Origin of the sequence: Streptomyces cellostaticus (assembly GCF_023630175.1) — a bacterium.
Taxonomy (GTDB): Bacteria; Actinomycetota; Actinomycetes; order Streptomycetales; family Streptomycetaceae; genus Streptomyces; species Streptomyces cellostaticus_A.
The window spans coordinates 130,141-149,704 of the sequence record NZ_JALLIN010000010.1; the positions used below are offsets into that span (position 1 = coordinate 130,141).

Here is a 19,564-nt window from a genome sequence, read left to right on the forward strand (position 1 = left end):
CCCGGCATGCGGTCGCCCCGGTTCTGAGGACGACCGCCCCCAACCCTACCGGCCCATATGTACGAGGGTCAGTGCTCAGGTGACTCAACCGGGGCCGAAGTGACCAGTTCTGTCAGGACGCCGTGGCAGTCCTTCGGATGCAGGAAGGTGATCCGCGACCCCATGGAGCCGCGTCGTGGCTCGTCGTACAGAACGCGTACGCCCTTGCCCCTGATCGACTCGGCGTCCGCGTCGACGTCCGCCGTACCGAAGGCGATGTGGTGGACGCCCTCGCCGTTCTTCGCCAGCCACTTGCCGACCGCCGAGTCCTCGCGGGTCGGTTCGAGAAGCTGGAGGTAGGAGGCGCCGCCGTCGGACGTCTCGTTGATCTTGAGCATGGCCTCGCGCACGCCCTGTTCCTCGTTGACCTCGGTGTGGAACACCTCGAAGCCGTACGTGGACCGGTAGAACTCGACAGTGGCGTCGAGGTCGTGACAGGCGATCCCGATGTGGTCGATTCGCGTCAGCATGTCTTCAGTGCAGCGCCACCGCCGTGGTTACGCAACGTGCGCGCGATCACACCGACGGGCCGATGACGGCACGGAGTGCCGCTCAGTACATTCGAAGTAAACCCTCGTTCACTCCTCGGCTGTGCAGGCCGGTAAGGGGATCGCAGCTCATGTCTTCTGGAACACCCGGTACGACCAGCTCGGTGATCGTCGCGGGCGCGCGCACGCCCATGGGGCGGCTGCTGGGCTCGCTGAAGTCCTTCTCGGGAGCCGACCTCGGCGGCTTCGCGATCAAGGCCGCCCTCGACCGTGCGGGGATCGGCGGCGACCAGGTGCAGTACGTGATCATGGGTCAGGTGCTGCAGGCCGGCGCGGGGCAGATCCCGGCCCGCCAGGCCGCCGTCAAGGCCGGCATCCCGATGAGCGTCCCGGCCCTCACCATCAACAAGGTGTGCCTCTCGGGCCTGGACGCGATCGCGCTGGCGGACCAGCTCATCCGCGCCGGCGAGTTCGACATCGTGGTCGCAGGCGGCCAGGAGTCCATGACCAACGCCCCGCACCTGCTGCCCAAGTCGCGCGAGGGCTACAAGTACGGCGCCGTCGAGCTGCTCGACGCCATGGCCCACGACGGCCTGACCGACTCCTTCGAGAACATCGCCATGGGCGAGTCGACGGAGAAGCACAACACGCGCCTCGGCATCAAGCGCCCCGAGCAGGACGAGATCGCCGCCCTGTCCCACCAGCGGGCCGCCGCCGCGCAGAAGAACGGCGTCTTCGAGGCCGAGATCACCCCGGTCGAGATTCCGCAGCGCAAGGGCGAGCCGGTCCTGTTCAGCAAGGACGAGGGCATCCGCGGCGACACCACCGCCGAGTCGCTGGGCAGGCTGCGGCCGGCCTTCGCCAAGGACGGCACCATCACCGCCGGGTCCTCCTCGCAGATCTCGGACGGCGCGGCGGCCGTGGTCGTGATGAGCAAGGCCAAGGCGCAGGAGCTGGGCCTGGAGTGGCTCGCCGAGATCGGCGCCCACGGCAATGTGTCCGGCCCGGACAACTCCCTGCAGTCCCAGCCGTCCAACGCCATCCGGCACGCCCTGAAGAAGGACGGCCTGGAGGTCTCCGACCTCGACCTCATCGAGATCAACGAGGCCTTCGCGGCGGTCGCGGTCCAGTCAATGAAGGACCTCGGCGTTTCCACGGAAAAGGTGAACGTCAACGGCGGTGCCATCGCCCTGGGTCACCCGATCGGCATGTCCGGTGCCCGGCTCGTGCTGCACTTGGCGCTGGAGCTCAAGCGCCGCGGCGGCGGGGTCGGCGCGGCCGCGCTGTGCGGTGGCGGCGGTCAGGGTGACGCCCTGATCGTGCGGGTACCGAAGGCCTGAGTTCCCTGTCGTGTCGGTGAAGTGAACGGAGCTGTTTGATGCAGGACGTCTCCTCTCTGGTGGCCCAGGCCAGGGAAGGCCGGCCGCGGGCCGTGGCCCGGCTGATCTCCTTGGTGGAGGGGGCGTCCCCGCAACTGAGGGAGGTCATGGCGGCGCTCGCCCCGCTGACCGGCAGCGCCTACGTCGTGGGCCTGACCGGTTCGCCCGGCGTCGGCAAGTCGACCTCCACCTCCGCCCTCGTCACGGCGTACCGCAAGCAGGGCAGGCGGGTCGGCGTCCTGGCCGTCGACCCGTCGTCGCCCTTCTCCGGGGGCGCCCTGCTGGGTGACCGCGTCCGCATGTCGGACCACGCCTCCGACCCCGGTGTCTACATCCGCTCGATGGCCACCCGGGGGCACCTGGGCGGTCTGGCCTGGGCGGCCCCGCAGGCGATCCGCGTCCTGGACGCGGCGGGCTGCGACGTGATCCTGGTGGAGACGGTCGGCGTCGGCCAGTCCGAGGTGGAGATCGCCTCCCAGGCGGACACGTCCGTGGTCCTGCTCGCCCCGGGCATGGGCGACGGGATCCAGGCGGCCAAGGCCGGCATTCTCGAGATCGGTGACGTCTACGTGGTCAACAAGGCCGACCGCGACGGCGCCGACGCCACGGCCCGCGAACTGAACCACATGCTGGGCCTGGGCGAGGCCCGCGGCCCCGGTGACTGGCGCCCGCCCATCGTCAAGACGGTCGCGGCCCGGGCCGAGGGCGTGGACGAGGTGGTGGAGGCCCTGGAGAAGCACCGGGCCTGGATGGAGGAGCACGGCGTCCTGGCCGAGCGCCGCAGGGCCCGCGCGTCCCGCGAGGTGGAGACCATCGCGGTCACGGCCCTGCGCGAGCGGATCGGGGACCTGCACGGCGACCGCCGGCTCAGCGCCCTGGCCGAGCGCATCGTGGCGGGCGACCTCGACCCCTACCGCGCGGCGGACGAACTGGTGGCGGGACTGACGGAGGGCTGACCGCCGGGTGGCCCGGGTGCGGCCCCTCCCGGGGCGTGGGCCCGCACCCGCGCCCCGGAGGTCGGCCGCCCTCAGGGACGCCCGCGCTGCCCTCTCAGGTGCTCGGCGATGGGCTTGAGCGCCTTGTCCAGCTCGGTCAGGGCGTCGGGCGACAGCAGGTCTATGAAGTGCCTGCGCACCGATGCCACGTGGTGCGGCGCGACCTTCCGCATCGTCTCCATGCCGTGCTCCGTCAGCACGGCGTACAGCCCCCGCCGGTCGGACTCGCAGTTCTCGCGCCGCACCAGGTCCGCGTTCTCCATCCGCGTGATCTGGTGCGAGAGCCGGCTCTTCGACTGCAGCGTCGCGGACGCGAGGTCGCTCATGCGCATCCGCACGTCGTCCGACTCGGACAGATTCACAAGAATCTCGTAGTCGTTCATCGTCAGGCCGAACGGCTGCAGATCTCTTTCGAGCTGGTACGTCAACAGCCTGTTGACCTCCAGGTGGGTGCGCCAGGCGCACTGCTCCGCATCGGTCAGCCAGCGCGTGGCCGTCTCGGTCTCCATGAATGAAGTCTACCTAAGAAGTTGAATGACGAACTACTTCGGATGGTGTGACGGTGCGCACGCGTTCGAGCCGTCACACTCCGCAGACTACCGCTCACAGCCCGAAGCGACGCTGGAGGTCCCCGAGCTGTCCGGGAAGGCGCGGTGCGCCCGACGATTGCGGACCGTGTCCGCCCGGTGCCGCTCCGCCACCGCCGGGAACCCCCGGTTCGGGCGGAACCGCCCCTGTCGCCTGTTCCGCCATGAGCGTCTCACTCGACTGGAGCAGGACCGTCCCGGCGCCCACGAACTCGAACTGGTGCTCCTCGCCGGAAGCCCCGCCCAGGCCCGTCATCGCACGTAGACCGCCCATCACACCTGTCAGATACCCGTGGTCGTAGTGATGACACGGTGACGGGCAGTCGGCCCACCCGACCAGTGCCTGGGGGTCCACCCGGATCGGGGGCTCCAGGAAGACCACCGGACCGTTAGATGCGGCCACGAACTTTCCGGTTCCGATGAGTGTCAGAAAACCGGGCACGATCGACTGCTTGAGCGCGAGACTTGGCTGAAAAGCGAGCAGATTGCCCGCGCGAATGGTCAAGTTCCCGTCGTCCAGGTCGTACGAGTTGACGTCGAAGGCCCGGTCGGCCAGCAGCATCTTCCCGGAGCCGGCCGCCACGACCCAGTCGCTCGCGTGCAGTGGCGAATGGAACGACGTGCGGACAAGTCGGTCGAGTCGGCCGTGCCCGATGCCGTTGAACTCGATCGCCCCGTAGTAGGCGATCATCTTCCCCTTCTGCAGGAACCACTCCCCGCCCCTGAGCTCGACGCAGAACGTGTAGTCGCCGACGTTGTCGTCGGCGGGCAGGGACACCGGGTCGTGCACCACGGGGCCGCCGGGGCTTCCGTACGCGCTCACAGCTTCTCCTCCGAGGCCTGGACGTACACCGTGCCGCTGCCGCTCAGTTCGAGCTGGAACGCCTCCCCCGAGCCGCGGCCCACCATCTCCCGCCAGCCGAGGGCGGTGGACAGCCTGTTGCGCACCTCGCCGTGGTGGGCGACGTAGGCCTGCGGGTCCACGTGCACCGGGCGCTGCGGGGTGATCGGGATCTCGAAGACGCCGCCGTGCGCCATCACGGCCACCGAGCCCCGGCCCTGGAGGGTGGTGGTGAACAGGCCCTGCCCGGTCGCCTGGCCGCGCACCAGGCCCATCACCCCGCCCTGGGAACCCATGAACATCGTGCCCTGCCGGAGCGTGCCCTCGAAGGCGAGCAGGCGGTCGGCCTCGACGTAGAGGGTGTCGCCGGTGAGTTCGACGACGTGGACGTGGTGGCCGCCGTGCCCGAAGAAGACCGTGCCGCTGCCCTCGACGGACATCAGCGGGGTCGCCTCGCCGGCCACCCGCCGCCCGATCATGGACATCAGGCCGCCCTGGCCGCCCCGGACGTCGGGGGTGAAGGACACCTCGCCCCGGTAGGCGAGCATCGCCCCGCGCTGGCTGAACAGCCGCTGCCCGGGCAGCACGGACGCCTCGACCATCTTGCTGTTGATCTCCCGGAAGGTCATCTCACAGGTCCCCCGCGATCGTGTCGCGCTCACTCGGCTGGACGTACACCAGCCCGTCGCCCTCGAAGCGGATCTGGAAGGCCTCGCCGCCGCCCTCCCCGAAGAGGGTGCGGAACGTCACCCCGGACTGGAAGGTCTGCCGCACGTCGCCCTGGTGGGCGACGTAGGCGCCCGGGTCGACGATCAGCGGGTACTGCGGGCTGACCCGGAGCACCACCGCCGGTCCGTCCGACAGGACGGCCGCCTGCCCGTGGCCCTCGACGGTCGTCGTGAACAGCCCGTTGCCCTGCGAGGCGCCGCGCATCCCGGTGAACGTCGTGCCCGTGCGCAGCCCCGCGTCGGTCGCGAGCAGGTTGCCCGACTCGACGTAGAGCTTGTCCCCGCGCAGGCCGACCAGGTTGATCTCCGCGGCCCGGTCCGCGAACCAGCAGGTCCCCTGCCCCCTCACCTCCATCACCGTCATCTGCTCGCCGGTGAGCCGCCGGGTCACCATCCCGCGCAGCCCCTCGCCGCCGCCGCTCAGCCTCTTGAAGGTCATCTGCCCGTCGTACGCGACCATCGAGCCGTTCTTCGCCTTGACGGCGTCCCCGGTCATGTCGACGGCGAGCACCTTGCTTCCCTGAAGTCGGAACATCGCCACGCAGGGAAAGTAGCGGCGGGCCGGGTGGGGGGAACAGGGCCCACGGGTGGAGAACGACCCTGAGCGCTCCCCCAGGAGCGTGGTTTGCCAGAATGGAGTCGGCTTGTGCGTGTGTTCACAAAGCAGCCGGCCCGTCGTCGCAACTCCCACCGAAGGTGATCCGTGGACATCAAGACCGCCTCCGCCCTCCGCCGCCTCCGCCTGGTCTCCGCTCCGGAGGCCGTGTCCTTCCTGGTCCTGCTCGTCTGCTCGGTGCTGAAGCGGACCACGGACTTCAACGCGGTGCCCGTGATGGGCGCGGTCCACGGCGTGCTGTTCGTCCTGTACGTGCTCTTCTGGGCGGACGCCTGGAACCGTGCCAAGTGGGGCTTCGGCACCGCGGCCCTCTACTTCGTCCTGTCCGTGCTGCCCACCGGCGGGTTCTTCGCGGAGCGCAGGCTGCGCCGCGAGGCCGAGAGCGCCGTCATCGCCGCCCGCGCCCGCAAGGAAGGGGTCGTGAACGCATGATCGTCGCCTTCTCCGTGACGCCCCTGGGCGTCGGCGAGGACGTGGGGGAGTACGTCGCCGACGCCGTGCGGGTGGTCCGCGATTCGGGGCTGCCCCATCGCACCGACGCCATGTTCACCTCCGTCGAGGGGGAGTGGGACGAGGTCATGGACGTCGTCCGGCGGGCGGTCGCCGCCGTGGAGGCGCGGGCTCCGCGGGTCTCGCTCGTCCTCAAGGCGGACATCCGGCCCGGCGTGACCGACGGCCTGACCTCCAAGGTCGAGACCGTCGAACGGCACCTCGCGGGCTGACCCGCCCCGCACGCGTGGCCGCCGGGTGACCGAAAGCCGAGACAGGGCTGACCGGCATATGACCGGCCGGTAGGGTCTGCTGACGTGCCCAAGCCTCTCAGCCTCCCCTTCGACCCCATCGCGCGCGCCGACGAGCTCTGGAAGCAGCGCTGGGGAAACGTGCCCGCGATGGCCGCGATCACCTCGATCATGCGGGCGCAGCAGATCCTGCTGGCCGAGGTCGACGCGGTGGTCAAGCCGTACGGACTGACCTTCGCGCGCTACGAGGCGCTGGTGCTGCTCACCTTCTCCAAGGCGGGCGAGCTGCCGATGTCCAAGATCGGCGAGCGGCTCATGGTGCACCCGACCTCGGTGACGAACACCGTGGACCGGCTGGTCAGGTCCGGTCTGGTGGCCAAGCGCCCCAACCCCAACGACGGCCGCGGCACGCTCGCCGTCATCACGGAGAAGGGCCGCGAGGTGGTCGACGCGGCCACCCGCGACCTGATGGCGATGGACTTCGGCCTCGGGGCCTACGACGCCGAGGAGTGCGCGGAGATCTTCGCCATGCTGCGCCCCCTGCGGATCGCGGCGCACGACTTCGACGAGGGGTGACCCGGGGCAGGATCTCCCGGAACGGGCGGTTACGCTCGACGGCATGAAGAAGAGCGTGCTGACCCGCTACCGCGTCCTGGCCTACGTCACCGGCGTGCTGCTGGTCCTGCTGTGCCTGAGCATGATCGCGAAGTACGGGCTGGACATGGACGGTGCCGCCGACGTGACCCGGGTGGTCGCCATCGCGCACGGCTGGCTGTACGTCCTCTACCTGGTCTTCGCCTTCGACCTGGGCTCCAAGGCGAAGTGGCCGGTCGGCAAGCAGCTCTGGGTGCTGCTCGCGGGCACGATCCCGACGGCCGCCTTCTTCGTCGAGCGCAGGATCAGCCGCGAGCTGGGGGGCGGGGCCGAGGGCGGGGCCCCGGCCGTCGCCGAGGCCTGACCGCACGCCTCGTGCCGCCGCCGTACGGAACCCGTACGGCGGCTTTCGACACGGTCGTGACCCAGTTGGCATCGACATTTACTAGGACGTCCAAGTAAATTCGATGGTATGGACGCTCACGCCATCGAGGAAGGCCGCCGGCGCTGGCAGGCCCGTTACGACGCCGCGCGCAAGCGCGACGCAGACTTCACCACGCTCTCCGGCGACCCCGTGGAGCCGGTGTACGGACCCCGGCCCGGGGACGCGTACGAGGGATTCGAGCGGATCGGGTGGCCCGGGGAGTACCCCTTCACGCGCGGGCTCCACCCGACCGGCTACCGCGGCCGCACCTGGACGATCCGCCAGTTCGCCGGGTTCGGCAACGCCGAGCAGACCAACGAGCGGTACAAGATGATCCTCGCCGCGGGCGGCGGCGGTCTGTCCGTGGCCTTCGACATGCCGACGCTCATGGGGCGCGACTCCGACGACCCGCGCTCGCTCGGCGAGGTCGGGCACTGCGGCGTGGCCATCGACTCGGCCGCCGACATGGAGGTCCTGTTCAAGGACATCCCGCTGGGCGACGTCACCACCTCCATGACGATCAGCGGGCCCGCGGTGCCCGTCTTCTGCATGTACCTGGTCGCCGCCGAGCGGCAGGGCGTGGCCCCGTCGGTCCTCAACGGCACGCTGCAGACCGACATCTTCAAGGAGTACATCGCCCAGAAGGAGTGGCTCTTCCAGCCGGAGCCCCATCTGCGGCTGATCGGCGACCTGATGGAGTACTGTGCGGCCGGCATCCCCGCGTACAAGCCGCTTTCCGTCTCCGGCTACCACATCCGCGAGGCGGGGGCCACGGCCGCGCAGGAGCTGGCGTACACGCTCGCGGACGGCTTCGGCTACGTCGAGCTGGGCCTGAGCCGCGGGCTCGACGTGGACGTCTTCGCGCCCGGCCTGTCCTTCTTCTTCGACGCGCACGTCGACTTCTTCGAGGAGATCGCCAAGTTCCGCGCCGCCCGGCGGATCTGGGCCCGCTGGATGCGCGACGTGTACGGCGCGAAGAGCGAGAAGGCGCAGTGGCTGCGCTTCCACACGCAGACCGCGGGCGTCTCGCTGACCGCCCAGCAGCCGTACAACAACGTGGTCCGCACGGCCGTGGAGGCGCTGGCCGCCGTGCTCGGCGGCACCAACTCGCTGCACACCAACGCGCTGGACGAGACGCTGGCACTGCCCAGCGAGCAGGCCGCCGAGATCGCGCTGCGCACCCAGCAGGTGCTGATGGAGGAGACCGGCGTCGCCAACGTGGCGGACCCGCTGGGCGGTTCCTGGTACATCGAGCAGCTCACGGACCGGATCGAGGCGGACGCGGAGAAGATCTTCGAGCAGATCAAGGAGCGGGGGCTCAGGGCGCACCCGGACGGGCGGCACCCCATCGGCCCGATCACCTCCGGAATCCTGCGCGGGATCGAGGACGGCTGGTTCACCGGCGAGATCGCCGAGTCCGCCTTCCGCTACCAGCGGGCCCTGGAGAAGGGCGAGAAGCGGGTCGTGGGCGTCAACGTCGCCACCGGATCGGTGACCGGGGACCTGGAGATCCTCCGGGTCAGTCACGAGGTGGAGCGGGAGCAGGTCCGCGTCCTGGGCTCGCGCAAGCAGGCGCGGGACGAGGCCGCGGTGCGCTCCGCCCTCGCGGACATGCTCGGCGCCGCCCGGTCCGGGGCGAACATGATCGAGCCGATGCTCGACGCGGTACGGGCCGAGGCCACCCTGGGGGAGATCTGCGGGGTGCTGCGGGACGAGTGGGGCGTCTACACCGAACCGGCGGGGTTCTAGCGGCGCCTGTCGCGAAGGTCCCGCCTGCCCCGCGGGCGGGGCGGGACCTTCGCGACAGGCCCGTGAGGGCTGTCCCGCGATCCCCGGCGGGCGCACGACGACGGCCACGGCACCTCGCCGCGTTGTCGGATCGCCCGGACCCGACCGGTACGGGGACGGCCCTGCGCCGGGCGGCGCACCGCATCCGGCGCCGTGCGCCGACCCACCGGGGATCACGGGACAAGCCCTTGGCGTCGCGACGGGGCGAACCCCGCCCGACGCGGCACCGGCGCCACTGTCCGTCGCGGATCGCTCCCCGCTCGCCGGCGGGTCTGTCCGGGAGGGAGCCGGCGCCCTGGCCTCAGGCCTGGACCGCACCGCCGTCCGGCTGGGCGGCCAGGCCGAGCAGCAGTACCCGGGTGAAGCTGTGCACCCAGGCCTCGTCCGCCGGCTTGCCGCTCACCAGGGTGCGGTGGACCACCGCGCCCGCCACCATGTCGAAGATCAGGTCCACCGTGCGGGACGACTCCGCCGGGTCCGGTTCCGGCGGGAGTTCGCCGCGGCGCAGGGCCCGGGCGCGGCCCTCCAGGACCAGGCGTATCTGGCGGTCCACGATCGAGGCGCGGATCCGCTCGCGCAGGGGTTCGTCGCGGGTCGCCTCCGCGACCACCGCCATCAGGCCACTTCTGGCCTCCGGGCGGGCCAGGATCGCCGCGAACTGGAGCACCACGCCCTCGATGTCGGCGGCCAGACTGCCGCGGTCGGGCAGTTCGAGCTCGTCGAACAGCTCCGCGACCGCGTCCACCACCAGTTCGTGCTTGCCCGCCCAGCGGCGGTACAGCGTCGTCTTCGCGACCCCCGCCCGCGTGGCCACGTCGCTCAGGGTCAGCCCCGACCAGCCCAGTTCCACCAGAGCGTCCCGTGTGGCGGCCAGGATCGCGGCGTCCGCGGCGGCGCTGCGCGGGCGTCCGGTACGGCTGGCGGGGTGGCGGCTCTGCATGCGTCGACCATAACCGGCGGAATCTGTGCGGTCGTGAGGGAGATCACCGGAGAGTGGTGTCGCGGCGCCCCCACATGGCATTACGCTACGGGTCGTAGCGAAAGCTCGTGAGGGACGTACACGGGCGACGGACACCGGCGTGGGGTGGGGACCCGGCGCCGACCGCGGCTTTTTTTCATTCACGCGCCGGGACGGGGGAGGATAGACGCATGCAGCCACGCAACATGTCCATGAGCGGCGTCGTCGACCTCGCCGCGGTGAAGGCGGCCCAGGAGGCCAAGGCCAAGGCCGAGCAGACGCGCGCCGAAGCCGCCCGGCAGGGCGGCGCGGGGGCCGTCTCCCCGGCCGACCTCGTCATCGACGTCGATGAAGCCGGATTCGAGCGGGAAGTCCTGCAACGGTCCGCCGAAGTGCCGGTCGTCATCGACTTCTGGGCCGAGTGGTGTCAGCCCTGCAAGCAGCTGAGCCCGGTCCTGGAGCGACTGGCCGTCGAGTACAACGGGCGGATCGTGCTCGCCAAGATCGACGTCGACGCCAACCAGATGCTGATGCAGCAGTTCGGGGTCCAGGGGATTCCGGCCGTCTTCGCCGTCGTCGCGGGGCAGGCGCTGCCCCTCTTCCAGGGCGCGGCCGGCGAACAGCAGATCCGGGAGACCCTGGACCAGCTCGTGCAGGTGGCGGAGCAGCGCTTCGGGCTGACCGGCCTGAGCGTCGACGCGGACGCCGAGCCGGGCGCCGGGGCGCCGCAGGAGGTGCCGGCGGGGCCGCACGACGCCCTCCTCGAGGCCGCCGTGCAGGCGCTCGACGCGGGCGACCTGGACGGGGCCGTCCAGGCGTACCGGGACGTGCTGAGCGACGCCCCGGGCAACATGGAGGCCAAACTGGGCCTCGCGCAGGCGGAGTTGCTGCGGCGGGTGCAGGGCATGGACCCGCAGCGGGTGCGCGCGGAGGCCGCCGGCAAGCCGGGCGACGTGGACGCGCAGATCGCGGCCGCCGACCTGGACCTGGTGGGCGGCCATGTCGACGACGCCTTCGGGCGGCTGATCGACACCGTGGCGCGCACGGCGGGTGACGACCGGGACGCGGCGCGGCGCCGGCTGCTGGAGCTGTTCGAGGTCGTGGGACCCGAGGATCCCCGGGTGGTCGGGGCCCGACGGGCCCTGGCCCGGGCTCTGTTCTGACCAGTCGCTAAACACCCCGGCATGTGATGCCGGGGTGAAAAATTCGCCTACAAGGCGTCAGGGCGGCCGCACTTTGCCAAAACTTGGCAATTGCGGCCGCTGTTACTCGGAGTAAATCAACGCCGTTGATCTGTCTGGTTTCGTCCAGGGATCAACGGCTTTGCTCCGCCCCTCGTCGACACCCAGCGTCGCCCTTCTGGGTCGCCGGGCCGTTCTTCGGTTATCCGGCCGTTACTAGCGAGTAACGAACCCCCTTGTGTCCGGGCCGAGAATGCACCACGATCGGCGACGCTCGGTCCAATCCCGCACCCCCGGCAGCCGGTCGGGTCGAGGGAGACTCTGGGTCCCCACCGGGCAGAGCCGGCGGCAGTGGCGCCGGCTCTAGGGCAGGGGGGTCTTCGCCGTACGGCGAAGCCTGTCCAGAAGGTTGTGCGTGATGCGTGTCAGGCGCGACCAGTGGTTGTCGCTCGGGGGTGATCGCCGGTGGTTCGGGCGCGGTTCGTGCCTGATGAGTACGGGCGCTCTCCTTTCCGAGGACGTAGCACTTCTCCCATCCCTGCCTGGCTGAGCCGCCGATTGGGGCGAGTCGGGCCAGGAGATGTACGTCCGAGAAGGAGGAAATATGGAGTCCCAGGTGCGTGGCGGGACCAGATGGAAGCGGTTCGCTGTGGTCATGGTGCCCAGCGTCGCCGCCACGGCAGCGATAGGTGTCGCCCTGGCGCAGGGTGCTCTCGCTGCTTCGTTCAGCGTTTCGGGGCAGTCGTTCAAGGTGACGGCGAAGTCGCTCCACGGCGAGGGCTTCGCGCAGTACGGGGCCCTCGACGAGGGCTACACCATGACCGGCCAGAAGACGCTCCACCCGGTCGCGGTCTCGGCCTTCAAGAGCGCGACCATCCAGAAGATGTGCCAGTCGGTCGTCACCCCTGACCTCCCGGTCATCGGTGACGTGACGCTCCGCCTCGAGGCGGGCAACAGCTCCGACAAGAGCAAGCAGGTCGAGGCCGACCGCCTGTACATCGACGTCGAGGACCTGCAGGCCGACGCCGTCTTCCACAACATCGACATCGGTGTTGCCGCCAAGGACGCCAGCAAGGGTCCGGGCATGAAGGGGAACGGCGAGCAGGCCAACCCGTTCGGCTTCGCCCAGCAGGCGGACTCGGCGGACCTGACCGACGTGAAGCAGACGGCGTGGGCGACCACCGCCGGAACCTTCAAGCTCAGCGGTCTGCACATGTCGCTGCGCAAGGGCAGCGGCGCAGGGATCGAGTGCTACTGAGCACTCACTGACGGGCGGGGGAGCCGGTGGCGCCCCCGCCCGTCCACACTCCGGCCGCGTCTTCACGCGCGGCGCACATCACCACCACAGCAACGCCGCACCAGGGAGCTGTTTTCCATGAGCGCCGAGACTCCTGCTGCCGACCCCGGCCAGTTCACCCGCCGGAGGCTGCAGTTCCGCGCCTGGCGGGGCACCCGGCCGTTCTGGGCCGGCCTCCTCGTCTTGCTCAGCGGCTTTCCGATCATGTACTTCCCGTACGCGCATCTCCAGGTCGGTCACCTGACGCTGGCGATGTCGACGACCGCGGGGGCCGGATCGCTGATCATCGGCGTGCTGCTCGTCGTACTCGGCGTCAGCCTCTGGTTCCAGAAGCACGTACGGACCTTCGCGGGCGTCGCCGCGATCCTGCTCGGGCTCGTGTCCCTGCCGGTGTCCAACTTCGGCGGCTTCATCGTCGGCTTCCTGCTCGCCCTCGTCGGCGGTGCGATGGCCGTGTCGTGGGCGCCGGGTGTACCGGCCGCGCCGGAGAGCGCGCCGGAGACCGGAACGGGGCAGGCGGCCGCTTCCGGGTCCTGGCTGGAAAAGGACTCGGACGCGGGCACCGTGAACGAGTCGAACGACCTGTCGGGAACGAGCCCGGCCAACGGGGCGAACGGGAGGCACAGTGCCGGCTGACGAGGTGACCCACGGGGCCGATGTGGTGGACGGGTCCCGTGCTAGAACCGGTCCCCGCCACGCGGCACCCAGGCGGCCGCTGTTCACCAGGTTCCACATGCCCGCCGGCAAGGCGATCGCCTCCGTGGCGATGCCCACCGCCGTCATCGTGGGCATGGGCTTCACCTCGACGCTCGCCCTCGCCGACAACAACGGCGGGACGACGTCGAACAGCCAGAAGGCCGCGGAGTACCAGGACTGCGTGGACGCGCTGCAGGACTCCGAGAAGGCCTCCGACTCGCCCTCGCCGTCCCCCAGCGAGTCCACGGACAAGGAGACGCCGACCCCCACGGCGTCCGCCGGGAGCGCGGACGAGCAGGCCTCGGGCAAGAGCTCCTCGCCGGATTCAGGTTCCGACGAGAAGTCCGCCCCCGAGCCCTCGGCGACGTCCGGCTCCTCCGACCCGGCTCCGGACTCCGGCTCCGGGCCCGACGGGGACACGGCGACGCCGTCCCCGTCGGCGACCGAGAGCGGCGGCGGTGTGCTGGGCACCCTCGGCGACACGCTCGGTGACATCCTCACCGGTGGCAGCGAGGACTCCGGCGCGTCCGCGAGCCCGGAGCCGTCCGCGTCGCCGTCGGCGGACTCGTCCTCGCCCGGCTCCACCGGCGCCGACAGCGAGACCGGCACCGTGAAGGACACCGTCGAGAAGACGACCAAGACCGTCACGGACACCGTCGAGGACACCACCGACAAGGCCTCCGAGGCGGCCGAGGACACCACGCGGGCGGTCGAGGACGCGGCCGAGTCGGCCACGCCCAGCCCGTCCGCGAGCTCCACGACGTCCCCCGACGACTGCCCGGCGGCCACGGACGCCGAGGGCGGCGTCGACAACAAGGTGCCGGTGGCCGACGACCCCTGGTACCTGGACGCCAGCTCGCTCACCCTGAAGGGCGCCGACTACCAGGGCATAGTCGAGGTCAGGACCGCCAACGGCACCACCAAGAAGGTGCTGAAGTACGTCATCTCGAATGGCACGGACATCGGCGACCTGCACCAGACGGTGAAGGACAAGCAGGCCGGCAAGACGTACCACGTACAGGCGGCCAAGGGCTCGAAGTCCACCATCACCGGCGGTGACACGGTGATGTACACCGAGAGCATCTCCGGCAACCTGCTGGGGCTGATCCCGGTCACGTTCAGCCCGGACAACCCGCCCCCGCTGAACATCCCGCTGATCTACTTCACCAAGGTCCACGTCGTCCAGGCGGCCCAGTTCGGTGGCAATCTGCACGTGCCCGGCATGCACGTCTACACCACCGACTGAGCCTGCACACAAGCCCGTTCGGGAGCCGCGCACAGAGCTGAGGGCGCCCCCTGCCACAGGGGGCGCCCTCAGTGCGTGCCGCGACTCCCGGCGTGCCGGTCAGTCGCCCTGGCTGCCCAGGTGGTGCACCCGGACCATGTTGGTGGTGCCGGGGACGCCGGGGGGCGAGCCCGCGGTGATGATCATCGTGTCGCCGGGGCTGAAGCGGCCCAGCTTGGCCAGCTCCTGGTCCACCATGTCGACCATCTCGTCGGTGCTGTTGACGAACGGCACGATGTGGGACTCCACGCCCCAGCTCAGCGTGAGCTGGTTGCGGGTGCCCTCGTCGGTGGTGAAGGCCAGGATCGGCTGGGACGCGCGGTAGCGGGACAGGCGGCGGGCGGTGTCACCGGACTTGGTGAAGGCGATCAGGCCCCGGCCGCCGAGGAAGTCGGCGATCTCGGCGGCGGCGCGGGCCACCGAACCGCCCTGCGTGCGCGGCTTCTTGCCCGGGACCAGGGGCTGCAGGCCCTTGGCGAGCAGCTCCTCCTCGGCCGCGCTGACGATCTTCGACATGGTCTTGACGGTCTCGACCGGGTAGGCGCCCACCGAGGACTCCGCCGACAGCATGACCGCGTCCGCGCCGTCCAGGATCGCGTTGGCCACGTCGGAGGCCTCGGCGCGGGTCGGGCGGGAGTTGGTGATCATCGACTCCATCATCTGGGTCGCGACGATCACCGGCTTGGCGTTGCGCCGGCACAGCTCGATCAGGCGCTTCTGGACCATCGGGACCTTCTCGAGCGGGTACTCGACGGCCAGGTCGCCGCGGGCCACCATCACACCGTCGAACGCCATCACGACGTCCGCCATGTTCTCGACCGCCTGCGGCTTCTCCACCTTGGCGATCACCGGGACCCGGCGGCCCTCCTCGTCCATCACCCGGTGCACGTCGCCGACGTCCTTGGCGTCCCGGACGAAGGAGAGCGCGACCATGTCGCAGCCCATGCGGAGCGCGAAGCGCAGGTCCTCCACGTCCTTCTCGGACAGCGCGGGCACGTTCACGGCCGTGCCGGGCAGGTTGATGCCCTTGTGGTCGGAGACCACACCGCCCTCGATGACGACCGTCCGCACCCGGGGACCCTCGACGTCCAGGACCTTCAGCTCGACGTTGCCGTCGTTGATCAGGATCTGGTCGTCGCGCGAGACGTCGCCCGGCAGGCCCTTGTAGGTCGTCCCGCAGATCTGCTTGTCGCCCGGGACGTCCTCGGTGGTGATGACGAACTCGTCCCCCCGCTCGAGTTCGACCGGGCCCTCGGCGAAGGTCTCCAGGCGGATCTTCGGGCCCTGCAGGTCGGCGAGGACACCGATGGCCCGGCCGGTCTCCTTGGACGCGGCCCGGACGCGGTCGTACCGCGCCTGGTGCTCGGCCTGGGAGCCGTGGCTGAAGTTGAAACGGGCCACGTTCATACCCGCCTCGATCATGGCGACGAGCATCTCGTGGGAGTCGACCGCGGGGCCGAGAGTACAGACGATTTTCGAACGGCGCATGGGGCGATCCTATCGGTTTGTTTCGCTGCGGAATATTCCGTCTGGCGGAAGATACAAATGGGCGGTCATGCGCTCAGGCGTGTTACTCAGGTGTATTGCTCAGCTCTTCTTTCCGACCAGCTCGTAGGTCTGTGTCGCGATCTCCAGTTCCTCGTCGGTCGGCACCACCGCGACCGCCACCCGGGCGGACGGCGGCGAGATCAGCCGCGGCCCACCACCGCGTACCGCGTTCAGCCCGCCGTCGACCGCCAGGCCCAGCGGCTCCAGACCGGCGACGGCCGCCTCGCGCACCGGCGCCGCGTTCTCGCCGACCCCGGCCGTGAACGCGACCGCGTCCACCCGGCCGAGCACCGCGAAATAGGCGCCGATGTACTTCTTGAGCCGGTGAATGTAAATGTCGAAGGCGAGGGCGGCCTCGTCGTCGCCCTCGTCGATCCGGCGGCGGATCTCCCGCATGTCATTGTCCCCGCACAGGCCGAACAGACCGCTCCTCTTGTTGAGAAGACTGTCGATCTCGTCCATGGACATTCCGCCGACACGAGCCAAATGGAAGATGACGGCCGGGTCCAGATCGCCGGATCGCGTCCCCATCACCAGACCCTCCAGAGGCGTCAGCCCCATCGAGGTGTCCACGCACCGCCCCTTCGCTACCGCGGACGCCGAGGCGCCGTTGCCGAGGTGCAGCACGATGACGTTCACCTCCGAGGGGTCCTTGCCCAGCAGCCGCGCGGTCCGGCGGGAGACGTAGGCGTGCGAGGTGCCGTGGAACCCGTAGCGGCGGATGCGGTGCCGGTCGGCGAGCTTCGGGTCGATCGCGTAGCGCGCGGCGGACTCCGGCATCGTCGTGTGGAAGGCCGTGTCGAAGACGGCCACCTGGGGCAGGTCCGGGCGCAGCGCCGTCGCCGTGCGGATGCCGGTCAGGTTGGCCGGGTTGTGCAGTGGCGCGACCGGGATCAGGCGCTCGATCTCGGTGAGCACCGCTTCGTCGATCACGGTCGGCTCGGTGAAGAACATGCCGCCGTGCACCACCCGGTGCCCGATCGCGGCCAGCTCCGGCGAGTCCAGGCCCACGCCGTCCCGGGACAGCTCCTCGGCGACCGCCTTCAGCGCCGCGTCGTGGTCGGCGATCGGCCCGGTCTGCTCCCGGGTCTCGCCGCTCGTCGCGCAGGTGTGCTCCAGCCGCGAGGTCTGCTCGCCGATCCGCTCGACCAGCCCCACCGCGAGCCGGCTGCTGTCCCGCATGTCCAGCAACTGGTACTTCACCGACGAGGAGCCGGAGTTGAGGACGAGGACTCGGGTGGGGGAGGTCACAGCTCGGCCGCCTTCTCGCTGGGGGTCTGGGCCTGGATCGCCGTGATGGCGACGGTGTTGACGATGTCCTGGACGAGGGCGCCACGGGACAGGTCGTTGACGGGTTTGCGCAGGCCCTGCAGCACCGGGCCGACGGCGATGGCGCCGGCCGAGCGCTGCACGGCCTTGTAGGTGTTGTTGCCGGTGTTGAGGTCGGGGAAGATCAGCACGGTGGCCTGGCCGGCCACCTCCGAGCCGGGCAGCTTGGTGGCGGCCACGGACGGCTCCACGGCCGCGTCGTACTGGATCGGCCCCTCGATCTTCAGGTCCGGCCGCCGCGAGCGCGCCAGCTCGGTGGCCCGGCGCACCTTGTCGACGTCGGCGCCCGAACCGGACGAACCCGTGGAGTACGACAGCATCGCGATCCGCGGCTCCACCCCGAACCGCGCGGCCGTGACCGCCGACTGGATCGCGATGTCCGCGAGCTGCTCGGCGTCGGGGTCCGGGTTGACCGCGCAGTCGCCGTAGACCAGCACCTTGTCGGCCAGGCACATGAAGAAGACGGAGGAGACGATCGAGGAGTCCGGCCTCGTCCTGATGATCTCGAAAGCCGGCCGGATGGTGGCGGCCGTGGAGTGCACCGAGCCGGACACCATGCCGTCGGCCAGACCCTCCTGCACCATCAGGGTGCCGAAGTAGTTCACGTCCGACACGACGTCGTAGGCCAGCTCCACGGTCACGCCGCGGTGGGCGCGCAACTGCGCGTACCGCTCGGCGAAGGCGTCGCGCAGCTCGGACGTGGCGGGGTCGATCACCTGGCTGTCGCCGAGGTCGATGCCCAGGTCGGCGGCCTTCTTGCGGATCCCGTCGGCCGGGCCCAGCAGGGTCAGGTCGCACACGCCCCGGCGCAGCAGCACCTCGGCGGCGTGCAGCACCCGCTCCTCGGAACCCTCCGGCAGGACGACCCGGCGACGGTCCGAGCGGGCCTGCTCCAGCAGCTTGTGCTCGAACATCATCGGGGTCACCCGGTCGCCGCTCGGGGCCGAGACGCGGCGCGCCAGGTCGACGGAGTCGGCGTACCGCTCGAACAGACCGAGCGCGGTCTCCGCCTTGCGCGGGGTGGCCGCGGTCATCTTCCCCTCCATGGAGAAGAGCCGCTCGGCGGTGGGGAAGCTGTTGCCGTCGACGGAGATCACCGGGGTGCCCGGGGCGAGGCGGGCGGCCAGGGTGAGGATCTCCTTGCTCGGCACCTCGTCCAGGGTGAGCAGCACGCCGGCTATCGGCGGGGTCCCGGCGCTGTGCGCGGCCAGCGAACCGACGACCAGATCGGCCCGGTCCCCCGGGGTCACCACGAGGCAGCCCGGGGTCAGCGCGGTCAGGAAGTTCGGCAGCATCGCACCGCCGAACACGAAGTCCAGCGCGTCGCGGGCGAGCCCGGAGTCGTCGCCTAGCAGCACCCGCGCGCCGAGGCTCTGGGTGATCTGCGCGACCGTGGGCGCGGACAGCGCGGGCTCGTCGGGCAGCACGTACACGGGCACCGGCAGCCGGTTCGCGAGCCGCCGCGCGATCTCGTCCCGGTGCTCGCGGTCCACCCGGTTGGCGACCATGGCGAGCACGTCGCAGCCGAGCCCGTCGTACGCCCGGAACGCGTTGCGGATCTCCGCGCGCACCGCGTCGGCGGGCTGTCCCCGGCCGCCCACCACCGGGATCACGGACGCGCCGAACTCGTTGGCGAGGCGGGCGTTCACGGAGAGTTCGTCGGGGAGCTGGGTGCCGGCGAAGTCGGTGCCGAGGACGAGGACGACGTCGTAGTCCCGGGCCACCAGGTGGAAGCGGTCCACCAGGGTGGAGACCAGTTCGTCGGTGCCCCGTTCGGCCTGGAGCGCGGACGCCTCGACGTAGTCCATGCCGTAGACGGTGGCCGGGTCCTGGGTGAGCCGGTACCGCGTCCGCAGCAACTCGAACATGCGGTCGGGGCCGTCATGGACGAGCGGCCGGAAGACGCCCACCCGGTCCACCTGCCGGGTGAGCAGCTCCATGACCCCCAGCTCCACCACCTGGCGGCCGTCGCCGCGGTCGATGCCGGTCACGTACACGCTGCGCGTCACGTGTGCACTCCGTTCCTGTGTCTCGCCGTCTCGCCGGTCTCT

At 70.4% G+C, this 19,564-nt stretch carries 20 protein-coding genes; 11 read left to right on the forward strand and 9 right to left on the reverse strand.

The annotated features are described in order from the left end of the window. Nucleotides 1-68: 68 nt before the first annotated feature. Nucleotides 69-509 carry a methylmalonyl-CoA epimerase gene (gene mce / locus MXD57_RS09005; RefSeq protein WP_250400797.1) on the reverse strand — a complete coding sequence of 147 codons (441 nt, stop codon included), beginning with the start codon at nt 507-509 and terminating at the stop codon, nt 69-71. Between the two features lie 149 nt (nt 510-658). Here mce and MXD57_RS09010 point away from each other — a divergent pair, with 149 nt between their 5' ends. Beyond that, nucleotides 659-1,867, forward strand: a complete 1,209-nt coding sequence (locus tag MXD57_RS09010) for an acetyl-CoA C-acetyltransferase (protein ID WP_250400798.1) — start codon at nt 659-661, stop codon at nt 1,865-1,867. A gap of 38 nt (nt 1,868-1,905) precedes the next feature. Continuing rightward, nucleotides 1,906-2,862 carry a methylmalonyl Co-A mutase-associated GTPase MeaB gene (gene meaB, locus MXD57_RS09015; RefSeq protein ID WP_250400799.1) on the forward strand — a complete coding sequence of 319 codons (957 nt, stop codon included), beginning with the start codon at nt 1,906-1,908 and terminating at the stop codon, nt 2,860-2,862. Between the two features lie 71 nt (nt 2,863-2,933). Here meaB and MXD57_RS09020 read toward each other — a convergent pair whose 3' ends face one another. The 4 genes from MXD57_RS09020 to MXD57_RS09035 form a co-directional block, all read right to left on the reverse strand. After that, nucleotides 2,934-3,410 (reverse strand): MarR family winged helix-turn-helix transcriptional regulator, encoded by a 477-nt coding sequence (locus MXD57_RS09020; protein ID WP_250400800.1) that lies wholly within the window; start codon nt 3,408-3,410, stop codon nt 2,934-2,936. Nucleotides 3,411-3,504: 94 nt separating this feature from the next. Then, on the reverse strand, nt 3,505-4,311 hold the full coding sequence (locus MXD57_RS09025; RefSeq protein WP_250400801.1) for an AIM24 family protein: 807 nt from the start codon (nt 4,309-4,311) through the stop codon (nt 3,505-3,507). Continuing rightward, on the reverse strand, nt 4,308-4,958 hold the full coding sequence (locus MXD57_RS09030) for an AIM24 family protein (RefSeq protein ID WP_250400802.1): 651 nt from the start codon (nt 4,956-4,958) through the stop codon (nt 4,308-4,310). The genes MXD57_RS09025 and MXD57_RS09030 overlap by 4 nt, the downstream gene beginning before the upstream one ends. A gap of 1 nt (nt 4,959) precedes the next feature. Further along, nucleotides 4,960-5,592, reverse strand: a complete 633-nt coding sequence (locus tag MXD57_RS09035; protein ID WP_250400831.1) for an AIM24 family protein — start codon at nt 5,590-5,592, stop codon at nt 4,960-4,962. Between the two features lie 168 nt (nt 5,593-5,760). Here MXD57_RS09035 and MXD57_RS09040 point away from each other — a divergent pair, with 168 nt between their 5' ends. The 5 genes from MXD57_RS09040 (at nt 5,761) to MXD57_RS09060 (ending at nt 9,180) form a co-directional block, all read left to right on the forward strand. Further along, nucleotides 5,761-6,105 carry a DUF3817 domain-containing protein gene (locus MXD57_RS09040; RefSeq protein WP_250400803.1) on the forward strand — a complete coding sequence of 115 codons (345 nt, stop codon included), beginning with the start codon at nt 5,761-5,763 and terminating at the stop codon, nt 6,103-6,105. Further along, nucleotides 6,102-6,395: an MTH1187 family thiamine-binding protein gene (locus tag MXD57_RS09045; RefSeq protein WP_164395773.1), complete on the forward strand. Its 294-nt coding sequence runs from the start codon at nt 6,102-6,104 to the stop codon at nt 6,393-6,395. The genes MXD57_RS09040 and MXD57_RS09045 overlap by 4 nt, the downstream gene beginning before the upstream one ends. Before the next feature lie 84 nt (nt 6,396-6,479). Next, entirely contained in the window at nt 6,480-6,989 is a 510-nt protein-coding gene (locus tag MXD57_RS09050) for a MarR family winged helix-turn-helix transcriptional regulator (RefSeq protein ID WP_143626818.1), read from the forward strand. A gap of 43 nt (nt 6,990-7,032) precedes the next feature. Next, nucleotides 7,033-7,371 carry a DUF3817 domain-containing protein gene (locus MXD57_RS09055; RefSeq protein ID WP_250400804.1) on the forward strand — a complete coding sequence of 113 codons (339 nt, stop codon included), beginning with the start codon at nt 7,033-7,035 and terminating at the stop codon, nt 7,369-7,371. A gap of 108 nt (nt 7,372-7,479) precedes the next feature. Beyond that, nucleotides 7,480-9,180 carry an acyl-CoA mutase large subunit family protein gene (locus MXD57_RS09060; protein WP_250400805.1) on the forward strand — a complete coding sequence of 567 codons (1,701 nt, stop codon included), beginning with the start codon at nt 7,480-7,482 and terminating at the stop codon, nt 9,178-9,180. A gap of 340 nt (nt 9,181-9,520) precedes the next feature. On the opposite strand, the gene MXD57_RS09065 is transcribed toward MXD57_RS09060, so the two are convergent. Beyond that, nucleotides 9,521-10,159, reverse strand: coding sequence for a TetR/AcrR family transcriptional regulator (locus tag MXD57_RS09065; RefSeq protein ID WP_250400806.1), 639 nt, complete (start codon nt 10,157-10,159; stop codon nt 9,521-9,523). Nucleotides 10,160-10,368: 209 nt separating this feature from the next. On the opposite strand from MXD57_RS09065, the gene MXD57_RS09070 reads away from it, so the two are divergent. From MXD57_RS09070 to MXD57_RS09085, 4 genes are all read left to right on the forward strand, one after another. After that, complete coding sequence (locus tag MXD57_RS09070) at nt 10,369-11,340, forward strand: tetratricopeptide repeat protein (protein ID WP_250400807.1); 972 nt, start codon at nt 10,369-10,371, stop codon at nt 11,338-11,340. 622 nt (nt 11,341-11,962) lie between these two features. Beyond that, entirely contained in the window at nt 11,963-12,616 is a 654-nt protein-coding gene (locus tag MXD57_RS09075; RefSeq protein WP_250400808.1) for a DUF6230 family protein, read from the forward strand. 117 nt (nt 12,617-12,733) lie between these two features. Further along, entirely contained in the window at nt 12,734-13,291 is a 558-nt protein-coding gene (locus MXD57_RS09080) for a DUF6114 domain-containing protein (protein WP_250400809.1), read from the forward strand. Next, the gene (locus tag MXD57_RS09085) at nt 13,281-14,597 is read left to right on the forward strand and encodes a hypothetical protein (RefSeq protein ID WP_250400810.1); all 1,317 of its coding nucleotides are present in this window, start codon (nt 13,281-13,283) and stop codon (nt 14,595-14,597) included. Before MXD57_RS09080 ends, MXD57_RS09085 begins: the two co-directional genes overlap by 11 nt. Nucleotides 14,598-14,696: 99 nt before the next feature. On the opposite strand, the gene pyk is transcribed toward MXD57_RS09085, so the two are convergent. From pyk to pta, 3 genes are all read right to left on the reverse strand, one after another. Next, complete coding sequence (gene pyk / locus MXD57_RS09090; protein WP_250400811.1) at nt 14,697-16,124, reverse strand: pyruvate kinase; 1,428 nt, start codon at nt 16,122-16,124, stop codon at nt 14,697-14,699. A 99-nt stretch (nt 16,125-16,223) separates the two neighbouring features. After that, nucleotides 16,224-17,435: an acetate kinase gene (locus MXD57_RS09095; RefSeq protein WP_250400812.1), complete on the reverse strand. Its 1,212-nt coding sequence runs from the start codon at nt 17,433-17,435 to the stop codon at nt 16,224-16,226. After that, the gene (pta, locus tag MXD57_RS09100; protein WP_250400813.1) at nt 17,432-19,522 is read right to left on the reverse strand and encodes a phosphate acetyltransferase; all 2,091 of its coding nucleotides are present in this window, start codon (nt 19,520-19,522) and stop codon (nt 17,432-17,434) included. The genes MXD57_RS09095 and pta overlap by 4 nt, the downstream gene beginning before the upstream one ends. Between the last annotated feature and the right edge of the window lie 42 nt (nt 19,523-19,564).

Coding starts and splice junctions, on each gene's coding strand:
- MXD57_RS09030 (WP_250400802.1), bottom strand. CDS start 4,958: ATGACCTTCCGGGAGATCAACAGCAAGATGGTCGAGGCGTCCGTGCTG.
- MXD57_RS09070 (WP_250400807.1), top strand. CDS start 10,369: ATGCAGCCACGCAACATGTCCATGAGCGGCGTCGTCGACCTCGCCGCG.
- MXD57_RS09075 (WP_250400808.1), top strand. CDS start 11,963: ATGGAGTCCCAGGTGCGTGGCGGGACCAGATGGAAGCGGTTCGCTGTG.
- MXD57_RS09080 (WP_250400809.1), top strand. CDS start 12,734: ATGAGCGCCGAGACTCCTGCTGCCGACCCCGGCCAGTTCACCCGCCGG.
- MXD57_RS09010 (WP_250400798.1), top strand. CDS start 659: ATGTCTTCTGGAACACCCGGTACGACCAGCTCGGTGATCGTCGCGGGC.
- meaB (WP_250400799.1), top strand. CDS start 1,906: ATGCAGGACGTCTCCTCTCTGGTGGCCCAGGCCAGGGAAGGCCGGCCG.
- mce (WP_250400797.1), bottom strand. CDS start 509: ATGCTGACGCGAATCGACCACATCGGGATCGCCTGTCACGACCTCGAC.
- pyk (WP_250400811.1), bottom strand. CDS start 16,124: ATGCGCCGTTCGAAAATCGTCTGTACTCTCGGCCCCGCGGTCGACTCC.
- MXD57_RS09020 (WP_250400800.1), bottom strand. CDS start 3,410: ATGGAGACCGAGACGGCCACGCGCTGGCTGACCGATGCGGAGCAGTGC.
- MXD57_RS09045 (WP_164395773.1), top strand. CDS start 6,102: ATGATCGTCGCCTTCTCCGTGACGCCCCTGGGCGTCGGCGAGGACGTG.
- MXD57_RS09055 (WP_250400804.1), top strand. CDS start 7,033: ATGAAGAAGAGCGTGCTGACCCGCTACCGCGTCCTGGCCTACGTCACC.
- MXD57_RS09035 (WP_250400831.1), bottom strand. CDS start 5,592: ATGTTCCGACTTCAGGGAAGCAAGGTGCTCGCCGTCGACATGACCGGG.
- MXD57_RS09060 (WP_250400805.1), top strand. CDS start 7,480: ATGGACGCTCACGCCATCGAGGAAGGCCGCCGGCGCTGGCAGGCCCGT.
- MXD57_RS09065 (WP_250400806.1), bottom strand. CDS start 10,159: ATGCAGAGCCGCCACCCCGCCAGCCGTACCGGACGCCCGCGCAGCGCC.